This window comes from Luteibaculum oceani (assembly GCF_007995015.1).
GTDB lineage: Bacteria > Bacteroidota > Bacteroidia > Flavobacteriales_D > Luteibaculaceae > Luteibaculum > Luteibaculum oceani.
This window is the reverse complement of the sequence record NZ_VORB01000008.1, coordinates 153883-164264: the sequence shown is the minus strand read 5'-3', so window position 1 is coordinate 164264 and position 10382 is coordinate 153883. Positions and strand designations below refer to the sequence as shown.

The following is a 10382-nucleotide window of genomic DNA, read 5'->3' as shown; positions in this document are numbered from 1 at the left end:
CGAACAGAGAAGTTAAGCTCACTAGCGCAGATGGTACTGGTATACCAACCGGGAGAGTATGTCGCCGCCACTTTTTATCTAAAACCCTGATTACTTCGTAGTCAGGGTTTTTTTTTGCTTTATACTTTGCTCAGGCAGTCTACTTCGAATAATGTGAAATGTGAAGCGAATCAACAAGGACAAGATTTTGCTATCGCAGAACCACAATTATCCCTCATCCTTAATCCCTAATCTGATAAATCTGGGTAAATCCGAGTTATCTGTGGTGCAACTCGATACAATCACGCTAGGGCATGATCACTCGGTGTGACAAAAAATAATCTGAGTTAATTAAAGATACCCCGCCGTAACAGACTCCCTACAGTTCTGCAACTCATTCACTGCCCCTTGAAACATTAAATTCCCTCCGTTTTCGCCTCCGTCCGGACCGATATCTACTATCCAATCGGCTTGTTTTATTAAATCCAAATTGTGCTCTATGCAAATAATGGTATGCCCTTCTGCTAAAAGCAAACGAAAGCTCTTTAGTAAATTGGTGATGTCGTGAAAATGCAAACCTGTAGTGGGTTCGTCAAAGAGAAAAAGGATTTTCTCTTTGCTGTTTCCTTTGCTTAAAAAGGAAGCGAGCTTAATTCTTTGAGCTTCTCCACCTGATAAGGTATTAGAAGATTGCCCCAATTTTAAGTAACCCAATCCAACCTGTTGCAGAGGAGTAAGTTTATCTACAATCTTCTTCGCAGCCCGAGTTTTTTCATCAGAACTAAAAAGTGCTATGGCATCGTCTATAGTGCTGTTTAGGATGTCGTATATACTGTGATCTTGATAACGAACATCTAAAACATCGTCTTTATAGCGTTTCCCCTTACAACTTTCACAAGTAAGCTGCACATCCGCCATAAACTGCATCTCTATCTTAATATACCCTTCACCCTCACATTCCTCGCACCGTCCACCAGGAACATTAAAGGAGAAATGAGCGGACTTAAATCCTTGAGTTTTAGAGGCAGGAAGTCCGGCAAACAAATTCCTTATTTCGTCAAAGGCTTTTACGTAGGTAACCGGGTTAGATCTAGAGCTTTTACCAATAGGGTTTTGATCCACATATTCTATTTGAGTAATATGTTGTAACCCCTTAATTTCTTTGTGCTTTCCGGGCTTTTTTCCACCCAGACCTTTTTCACGGGTAGCAGCAGGATATAAAATATCCCCGATTAGAGTGGATTTTCCAGATCCTGAAACTCCCGTTACCACGCTAAATCGGTTAATAGGAAATTTTGCGTCTATATTCTTTAAGTTATGTTCTCGTGCGCCTACTATTTCTATGTGCTTTTTGCTTTCGGCTTTGGTTTGTTCAGATTCTAATTTTTCCTTTCCGGATAAATATTTTGCGGTTAGAGTACTGCTTTTAACCAATGCTTTTAAATCCCCCTGAAAACATACTTCACCGCCATTAGATCCTGCTAATGGTCCCATATCTACTAGGTAATCCGCCTGGCGCATTATTTCCTTGTCGTGCTCAACAACCACAACGGTATTCCCCAGTTTCTGTAATCTTTTTAAAACGCCTATTAAGTTTTCAGTATCGCGTGGATGCAAGCCTATACTGGGTTCGTCTAGTATATAAGTAGATCCCACCAAACTACTACCTAATGACGTGGCTAAATTTATGCGCTGCGATTCTCCCCCAGACAAGGTATTTGCCAAACGATCTAGGGTTAGGTAGGAAAGACCTACATCGCTTAAAAAGGTCAAACGATTATTAATTTCTACCAATAGGCGATCTGAAACTTGTCTTTCGTATTCGCTCAATTCGAGGGTAGAAAAGAAGTCCTTTGCCTTAGAGACTGGCAAATTCAGGATTTCCTGGATGGATTTCCCTGCAATTTTTACATAAGCAGCATCCTTTCTAATTCTCGATCCTTTACAGTCTGGGCACAGTGTTTTGCCGCGGTAACGACTCAGCATTACGCGGTATTGAATTTTATAGGACTTTTCTTCTAGGTATTTAAAAAAGCGATTTAATCCTTTAAAATGCTTGTTCCCATTCCAAAGCAGCTCATACTCCTTTTCGCTTAACTCATTTATGGGTCGGTGTATTGGGAAGTTAAATTCTGAAGCAGACCTTATAAGTTGGTCTTTCCATTCGCCCATTTTATCCCCCCGCCAACATGCGATGGCATCGTTGTAAACGGATAATTCTGGGTCGGGGATTACCAGTTCTGGATCTATACCGATTATGCTTCCAAATCCTTCACAAGAACCGCAGGCACCGTAGGGATTGTTAAAAGAGAAAAAGGCTTCGCTAGGCTCCTCGAAAGTCATCCCATCTAACTCAAATTTGTTGGAGAATTCCTCCCATTCTTCTTTTCCTTTGGGAGTTTCAATTAGTAACTCGCATTTGCCGTGCCCTTCGAAAAATGCGGTGTTTATTCCATCCGTAACGCGAGCGAGATCAAAATCTTCCTCGCTATATCTTATTCGATCTACGGCGAGTTTTAGTTTATCTGTAGTAAGGCTGTTTATTTGGTCTGCTTCGGCACTTTCAATGCGCTGAAATCCCTGGTTAACAATATATATTCTTGCAAAACCCTGTTGGGTATATAGTTTTAGTTGCTCCGAGGCCAGTCTGTCGTTTTCGGGAAAGGGCGCCAGAACACTTATGGCGCTTTCGGAGGGACATTTTTTTATGCAATCAATCACATCATCTACTGTATGCCGTTTTACCGGTTGACCAGAAATAGGGGATATGGTGGCACCAATTCTCGCAAACAAAAGCTTTAGGTAGTCGTAGATTTCTGTGGTAGTTGCAACGGTAGACCTAGAGTTTTTGGCAATAACCTTTTGTTCTATGGCGATAGCAGGGCTTAAGCCGTTTATTTGGTCAACATCTGGTTTTTCTAGTCGACCTAAAAACTGTCTAGCATAAGAAGACAAAGACTCTACATATCTACGCTGGCCTTCAGCATAAAGAGTATCGAAGGCAAGAGAAGATTTTCCTGATCCAGAAACCCCGGTAATAACTGTAAAGCTATTTCTCGGAATTTTAACATCAACATTCTTAAGGTTGTGAACTCTCGCTCCTTTTATATGGATGAAATCTTCTTTTGCCTTTTGCACGCAGTAAAATTTAAAGCTATAAAAATAGGTATCATGCAAAATGTAGCGGTCAAAGAGGAGTCTTTAATCCTAAAAAAGTTGTTAACGGATTTGCATAGTAGATTTTTTAAGTATCTTTGAGGAACACCAACAAAAATTCTGCATATAAAACACTTTTACTCTTAAATCAGTATAAATCAAGGACCAACGGTGTTGGTTTGCAAAAGAGTAAGGGTATGTTGCAGGAAAGCGATCACGTATTGGTTTCTCATTATATAAAGGGAAACGAAAAAGCATTCGAAATTTTATTAGAACGTCACAAAACCAAGGTATACCAGAATATATACTTTATGGTTCACGACGGCGAATTGGCTGAAGATATATTTCAGGAAACCTTTATGAAGGTAATTCGCACGTTAAAAAGTGGCAGGTACAACGAAGAGGGTAAGTTTTTGCCTTGGGTTTGTAGGATAGCACATAACCTGGTAATAGATCATTTCAGACGTGAAAAGAAAATGCGTATGGTATCGGGTGGCGATGATTACGACATTTTTGCAACGCTTGACATGGAGGAGTTAACGGTAGAAGATCAGTTGGTTATGGATCAGATTGGCTCTGATGTTAAAAAGCTTATGGAGCAATTACCAGAGGAACAAAAGGAGGTGGTTCAGATGCGTTGCTTTCAGGATATGAGTTTTAAAGAGATTGCTGAAAATACAGGAGTTTCGATAAATACTGCTTTAGGAAGAATGCGTTATGCCCTAATAAACATTAGGAAAATGATAAAGGAACACAACATAATTTTGAGCCCTCAATAATAAGTACGTTTGCGGTGCGTTTCATAGGAAACAAATTGCCTATGAATAATGCTACTTCCTTTGAATTTATTAATGAGTTAAACGGTAGTGGAGTGTCACCTAAAAGTAAAACACTTAATTTTTTAAAAAGCTATAGTAGGTCTGTTGATACCCAAGTTTTCAAGCGCATTCATTTTGATGCGCCCATCATTAAAAATTAATTGAAATCCCGGTTTTACCGGGATTTTTTATTTCATATTCTTTCTACCAATGGCAGAACAAATGGGGCAATCATTTGGATTATGTCCGCGTGCTTTGCAGTATTCTCTTCCATAGAATATAATCTGCAAATGCAGTTTGTTCCATAACTCTTTTGGAAAAATCTTTTTTGCGTCCGCTTCGGTTTTTTCCACCGATTTGCCTGTACTAATGGTCCATCGGTAAAGTAATCTATGTATATGTGTATCTACCGGGAAGGCGGGTACATTGAATGCTTGCGCCATAACCACGGAGGCGGTTTTATGACCAACACCTGGTAGTTCTTCTAAGGCATCGAAAGATTGGGGAACCTCACCATTATATTTTTTTACTAGGATTTTAGAAAGCTCCAGAATAGCCGCAGATTTTCGAGGAGAAAGCCCGCAAGGACGAATTATTGCTTTGATATCCTCTTGAGTTTGCTTGGCCATATCAAAGGGATTGTCAGCTAATTCCCATAAATAAGGAGTTACCTGATTTACTCGTTCGTCTGTACATTGCGCCGAAAGTAAGACGGCGATTAATAATGTATATGGGTCCTTATGGTCTAAAGGTACTGGAGTTTCTGGATAGAGTTGCTCCAACTTATCTACTATAAATGCGGCTTTTTCTTTCTTAGTCATGCGTTTTTAAAGGAGCAAAATCCTTTACCTTTTGGTTAAAATGTTGAGTGTACTTCTCTCCGCTATATTCAAAGTGAACGATGTTTAACTGGTCGCTATAGGTGTTAAATAGAAGGTTGTTTTTTACTTCTAAAGTTTCCACCCATTTCTCCTTAGCTTCATAAGCCACATAAACCCAGATTAAATCATTTTCAATTTCACAGCCCACCCATTGGGGTAGCATCTCATCTTTAAACCTAATCTTAAAGTTTGATTGTAAGTAGGATTCTAAATGTTTTTGGGTATCCTCGGAAGTGATAGTTTTTTTCGTCAGTTTGATACTTTTATTAAAGGCCAAAGCCAATCCCTTTTCTAAGTCGTCGACAAAAATTTTGTGAGTGCATTTTATCCTTTTGTTTTGAAAATCAGCATCTAAGAGACTAACACTAACGTGAAAGGGGTGACTAAAAGAGGAACAAATAATCCAAATTAGAAGGAGGGTAAATGAGACGGGTAAAGTAAACTTAGCTTTCATAAGTGGTGGTAAAGCTATTAAGGAAACCATAGAGCTACAAGATTTGGAAATCCTTTTGGCAAAATTTTCGAGTTGGAGGCATTTAAGATTTTAAATTCGCGCCTTTAAAATAAAATCTATGCGATTGAAGAACCTTACCATTTTCGGGTTGAGCATTTTCCTGGTATTAGGACTGGCATCCCAGGAAAAAGTAACCAATTCATTTCAACAACTGGGTACAGCCCTTCCTACTCCAAATACCTACAGAAATGCTGCTGGAGCACCTGGCCATGAGTACTGGCAACAGCGTGCAGACTACAGCATGGAGATAAAGCTAGACGAGGCGAAGCAACGAATTTATGGGAATGAGGAAATAACTTATTACAATCAATCTCCAGATGCACTTGAGTATCTGTGGATACAGTTAGATCAGAATGTAAGGGCTAAAGATTCAGATACATACAAAACCAGTACTTCATCCATTAACTCAAAGGAATCTTTCGCGAGTATTAAAAATATGGAGCCATGGTTCGATGGTGGTTTTAAAATTGATTGGGTACGCGATGAAAATGGTGGAGATATGAAATACACCATCAACAGAACCATGATGCGTGTAGATCTTGATCAACCCCTTAAACCAGGAGAAAAAATTCGTTTGAATATTAAATGGTGGTACAACATCAATGATAGAATGAAAATAGGTGGTCGTTCGGGAATGGAGTATTTCGAGGAGGATGATAACTACCTGTTTACCATAGCACAATTCTATCCGAGAATGTGTTTGTACACAGACTACGAGGGATGGCAAAACAAACAGTTTTTAGGAAGAGGTGAATTTACTTTAACCTTTGGAAATTACGACGTGCGCATAACAGTTCCTGCTGATCACGTTTTGGGAGCAACTGGAATGTTGCAAAATGTGGATGAGGTTTTAACCAGCACACAAAAAGAAAGATGGAAAAAGGCTCAGCAGAGTACGGTAGAGCCAGTAATGATAGTTACGGAGAAAGAAGCTAGAGCGGCGGAAAAATCGAAATCTTCTAGTACTAAAACCTGGCATTACAAGGCTGAAAACGTTAGAGATTTTGCTTTTGCTACATCTAGAAAGTTCTTATGGGATGCTATGGCAGTTAAGTTTGGTGACAGAACGGTAATGGCGATGTCTTACTACCCAAAAGAGGGAAATCCACTTTGGGAAAAGTATTCTACCAAAGTTGTTGCGCACACCCTTAACGTATATAGCAAACATACCTTCGATTATCCTTATCCAGCAGCAATATCGGTTCACTCCAAGCAAATTGGTATGGAGTATCCAATGATTTGCTTTAACTACGGTAGACCAGAAAAGGATGGCACCTACAGTGAGCGCATGAAATACGGAATGATAGGAGTGATTATCCACGAAGTTGGGCATAACTATTTCCCTATGATTGTGAATTCAGATGAGCGCCAATGGACTTGGATGGATGAGGGATTAAATACGTTCCTACAGTACCTTACCGAGCAAGAGTTCCAGAGAGATTATCCGTCTAGAAGAGGTCCTGCAAGTAAGATAGTAGATTACATGAGTGGCTCTAAGGATAGAATTTCTCCGATCATGACCAACTCCGAAAGTATATTCCAATTTGGGAATAACGCTTATGGAAAACCAGCTACAGCGCTGAATATCCTGAGGGAAACTATTTTAGGAAGGGAGTTGTTCGATTTTGCATTTAAGACTTACGCGCAAAGGTGGATGTTTAAGCATCCAGAACCTGCAGATTTCTTCCGCACAATGGAAGATGCTTCAGGTACCGATCTCGATTGGTTTTGGAGAGCATGGTTCTACGAAACCGACCATGTGGATATTGCACTAGAGGATGTTAAATGGTATCAGATTAATTCTAAAAATCCATCTAAAGAATATGCGTTTGAGCAGAGTAAAGGGGAGGATTATGATATCTCTAAAGAGCGAAATAAAAAGGATTTAGAGACCGTATATATCGAAAGAGATAAAGGGTTAGAAGACTTTTATACGCAAGTAGATTATAAAAAGCCAAATAAACTGGATGAAGAGGAGTACAAGAAATACCTTTCTGGTTTAGATGCCGAGCAAAAAGAAATGCTTAATTCTAAGGACAATTTCTACGAGCTTAAATTTAGAAATATAGGAGGCATTCCTATGCCAATTATCCTTGACTTTAAATTTAAGGATGGTTCGGTGGAAAGCAGAACACTGCCTGCAGAGATTTGGAGATTCGATAGTGAGGTAATCACTAAAGTCTTCATCTTTGATAAGGAGTTAAAGGAAGTAATAGTAGATCCAAGGTTGCAAACTGCAGATACCGATGTGGAAAACAACTACTGGCCAAAAAGAGTGCTTCCTTCTAAGTTTGATCTGTATGAGTACAACAGATCGTCTGAAAATGAAATGCAACGCTACAAAAGAGCGGGCAAGAAGTGGTAAGATTGAAGTCTTTATAAACTATAAAACCCGGCTCAAGCCGGGTTTTTTGTTGCCAATATTTTTACAGCATTTTAGAGGGGCAAACAGTAACTAAATGCTACAAATCCTCCCATTTTCATTACGCGCTGGGTAGGAGAGTTGGGGGTTATACCCTCTCCAACAGGATTATCATAAACTTCCATTCTGCTAAAGGCCAGTCCGGTGCTAAATACAAACTGGTGTTCCTTTCCAAAAGTAATGAGGGGCCAAAGTAATAATGAGGATAAGGGAAATTATAAGCATTGAATCCCATACCTACAGAAAAGGCTGGAACCACGCTTTTTAGGCTGCGTCGGTGGAAATGTGAAAATGCACTCAGGGATATTACACCCATCCTGCCTTCTGGATTATTTCCGCTTATATCCATTATGGTGCCATTGTACAGACCTCCTGTTATGGACAATCCCGCACTAAAGCTTACTTTAAGTCCGCCGTAAACCGGGCATTTAACATTAAACGAAAGCTGTTCCGTACTTTCATCGGCCAAGTTAGAAGTGCTTACATTTATTTGATACGAAACATTGTCATCCTTTGCTATACTCGGGGGTGTTGTCACTACGAAAATCTGTGGTTTTTCAACCAAAGAAGCTAGCCAATAGATATCATCGTATAGTTTTTGTAACTCACCATCCGAAACGGTAATAATCTGTGAGTCATAGGCCGCTGTTATTTGTTCACAAGTGGTTTTAAATGCACCCTCGTTAAACTGGGGTAGTTGTTTAGCTTTTTCTAAAATCCTTTTTTGGGCACGTAAAAAGCTTTCACTCTTCAATACAAGTTGGGTGTCGTAATTGTTATCGGTGTTGGGAAGCGATTGCAATAATTTAGTCATATCGGAATGAGCCTGAACTTGTTCCGTGTAATTGCTTCTACAAATAGAAATAGCCCTGTTTCTTATTCGAACGAGTTCTTTCTTTCGGGAAAAGCTAGAGTCTATTGTTTCTGCTGCTTCCATGACCAGTAAAATTTGCTTCAAATCTTCCCTGCTGTATTGAAGAAGAAGCTGTTTCTCTGCAGCTGTTTTCACCAGCCCCTGAACCGATTTGTCCATTAGGGTCCTCAGAAGCTCCTGTTCCTTTTTCCCTTCATTGATAACGGCGATAAGCTTATTTGTATAATTAATTTCCGTGCCAACAGCTTTTTGGAACTCCATCTCCCTTAACTTCGAAGGTGGGGTGGAAGAATATTGCATTTCCCCCGATTGAATTTCAATACTATACCGCAAGGTGTTGATGTTATTGATTTTCAGGCTGGTGGGGGTTCCGTGCTTTATGGGTTCTTGTTTGACTTGTTGTTCTTTAAAGTTATAGCCGATGGAGGATTGAGCCAATAGGTCAATACCTATTGAAAGCATCAAAATAGTTAGGGAAATAAATTTTATGAAGGGCATTGGAATTGAATTATGTCTGAAAAGTATGAATATCCATTAAAATGAAAGTTGGGCAAAAAAAAAGGGCTTCCTTTTGGAAGCCCCTGACTATGGTAAAAATGTAAAATCTTATTTTTTGAAGAATTTTCTCTCCTTGATACGAGCTGCTTTACCAGTACGCTCACGAAGGTAGAATATTCTAGCTCTACGCACTTTACCGCGCTTTAATACCTTAATTTCCTCAATGAATGGAGAATTAACAGGAATAATACGCTCTACCCCGATATTTCCAGACATCTTTCTTATGGTGAAAGTCTCAGTTGATCCGTTTCCTCTTCTCTGTAAAACAACACCGGTAAATTGCTGAATACGCTCTTTGTTTCCCTCCTTAATCTTATAAGAAACCGCAATGGTGTCACCTGCGTTGAACTCTGGCAATTCTTTCTTTGGATTGATTTCTGCCTCGATTTCTTTTATAATGTCCATCTCACTAAATATTTATACCGGGTTTTCCCTCTCAAAATTGGCTTGCAAACTTACACTTTTTATTTCAAAGCAGAAATACTTCAATTAAAAAAAATTATTCCTCCATTTCAGGGCGTCGTTCTTTTGTTCTGGCAATGGATTGCTCCATTCTCCAGGCGTCTATTTTTTTAAAGTTTCCACTTAGCAATACTTCAGGTACTTTCCAACCTTTATATTCCGCTGGGCGTGTATAAACGGGGGGAGCCACCAACCCATCTTGGAAACTATCAGAAAGTGCAGAAGTTTCATCATTAAGCACCCCAGGGAGTAATCTAATAATGGCATCACTAACAACTGCCGCGGCTAGCTCTCCTCCAGATAAAACAAAGTTTCCAATCGATATTTCCTTAGTTATTAAATGTTGTCTAACCCTTTCGTCTACCCCTTTATAATGTCCACAAAGGATGATTAAGTTCTTTTTAAGGGAGAGTTGGTTCGCCATGGGCTGGTCGAATAATTCACCATCGGGGGACATGTAAATTACTTCGTCGTAATCCCTTTGCTCCTTCAATTGGGAAATACATCTATCGATGGGTTCTATTTCTAAAACCATTCCAGCACCACCTCCAAATGCGTAATCATCTATGGTACGGTGTTTGTTCTGACTGTAATCACGGATATTATGGATGCCTATTTCCACAAGATTATTTTCTTTGGCACGTTTAAGGATAGAATCATTGAATGGAGACTCTAATAAACTGGGTACCGCAGAAATGATATCGATGCGCATTGTTAA

8 protein-coding genes and 1 rRNA gene are annotated in these 10382 nt (G+C 39.5%); 3 read left to right on the top strand and 6 right to left on the bottom strand.

Annotation, left to right across the window (positions count from 1 at the left end; genetic code table 11):
- Positions 1-73: ribosomal RNA gene (gene rrf, locus FRX97_RS12515) — 5S ribosomal RNA — on the top strand; the annotation flags it as partial.
- A 257-nt stretch (positions 74-330) separates the two neighbouring features.
- On the opposite strand, the gene uvrA is transcribed toward rrf, so the two are convergent.
- The gene (uvrA, locus tag FRX97_RS09785; protein WP_147015030.1) at positions 331-3117 is read right to left on the bottom strand and encodes an excinuclease ABC subunit UvrA; all 2787 of its coding nucleotides are present in this window, start codon (positions 3115-3117) and stop codon (positions 331-333) included.
- Positions 3118-3332: 215 nt separating this feature from the next.
- Between uvrA and FRX97_RS09780 the strand changes: the two genes are divergently transcribed.
- On the top strand, positions 3333-3914 hold the full coding sequence (locus FRX97_RS09780; RefSeq protein WP_147015036.1) for a sigma-70 family RNA polymerase sigma factor: 582 nt from the start codon (positions 3333-3335) through the stop codon (positions 3912-3914).
- 227 nt (positions 3915-4141) lie between these two features.
- On the opposite strand, the gene nth is transcribed toward FRX97_RS09780, so the two are convergent.
- The gene (gene nth / locus FRX97_RS09775; protein ID WP_147015029.1) at positions 4142-4774 is read right to left on the bottom strand and encodes an endonuclease III; all 633 of its coding nucleotides are present in this window, start codon (positions 4772-4774) and stop codon (positions 4142-4144) included.
- A complete protein-coding gene (locus FRX97_RS09770; RefSeq protein ID WP_170227098.1) occupies positions 4767-5288 on the bottom strand; it encodes a DUF6702 family protein in 522 nt (173 codons plus the stop codon). The genes nth and FRX97_RS09770 overlap by 8 nt, the downstream gene beginning before the upstream one ends.
- A 118-nt stretch (positions 5289-5406) precedes the next feature.
- On the opposite strand from FRX97_RS09770, the gene FRX97_RS09765 reads away from it, so the two are divergent.
- Positions 5407-7713, top strand: a complete 2307-nt coding sequence (locus tag FRX97_RS09765) for a M1 family metallopeptidase (protein WP_147015027.1) — start codon at positions 5407-5409, stop codon at positions 7711-7713.
- Between the two features lie 145 nt (positions 7714-7858).
- On the opposite strand, the gene FRX97_RS09760 is transcribed toward FRX97_RS09765, so the two are convergent.
- From FRX97_RS09760 to trmD, 3 genes are all read right to left on the bottom strand, one after another.
- Positions 7859-9142 carry a hypothetical protein gene (locus FRX97_RS09760; protein WP_147015026.1) on the bottom strand — a complete coding sequence of 428 codons (1284 nt, stop codon included), beginning with the start codon at positions 9140-9142 and terminating at the stop codon, positions 7859-7861.
- A 108-nt stretch (positions 9143-9250) separates the two neighbouring features.
- Positions 9251-9607 (bottom strand): 50S ribosomal protein L19, encoded by a 357-nt coding sequence (rplS, locus tag FRX97_RS09755; RefSeq protein WP_147015025.1) that lies wholly within the window; start codon positions 9605-9607, stop codon positions 9251-9253.
- Between the two features lie 94 nt (positions 9608-9701).
- Positions 9702-10376: a tRNA (guanosine(37)-N1)-methyltransferase TrmD gene (gene trmD / locus FRX97_RS09750; RefSeq protein WP_147015024.1), complete on the bottom strand. Its 675-nt coding sequence runs from the start codon at positions 10374-10376 to the stop codon at positions 9702-9704.
- Between the last annotated feature and the right edge of the window lie 6 nt (positions 10377-10382).